Genomic DNA, 306 nt, shown 5'->3' with positions numbered 1-306 from the left:
CAGCGCAGCGCCAGCTTCCGCCGCCACAGCGATTACTGGCGCGATGCGCTGGCGGGCGTGCCCGACCAGCTGTCGCTGCCGTTCGACCAAGCCCGGCCCGCGGTGCAAGTGCGCGGCCACGCCGGCGCCGAAGCGCGCCTTACGCTGCCGGCGGCGTTGACCCGGCGGTTGTACGGCTTGACCGCCAATCTGCTGCCGGGCCGCGAGACCACGCTGTACACCTTGCTGCAGACCGCATTCGGCTGGCTGCTGGCGCGTTACGGAAACACCGACGATCTGTGCATGGCGACCTCGATCGCCAATCGC

Annotated in this window: 1 protein-coding gene; it reads left to right on the top strand. The window is 70.3% G+C overall.

Going from position 1 to position 306, the window contains the following annotated elements; all coding sequences use genetic code 11:
- Nucleotides 1–306: hypothetical protein (locus HKX41_10970; GenBank protein ID NNC24652.1), on the top strand; the 306-nt coding region annotated here is incomplete at both ends.

Source organism: Salifodinibacter halophilus (assembly GCA_012999515.1).
Lineage (GTDB): Bacteria > Pseudomonadota > Gammaproteobacteria > Nevskiales > Salinisphaeraceae > Salifodinibacter > Salifodinibacter halophilus.
Note: the sequence above shows the minus strand (reverse complement) of the source record. Positions and strands in the feature narration are given on the sequence as shown.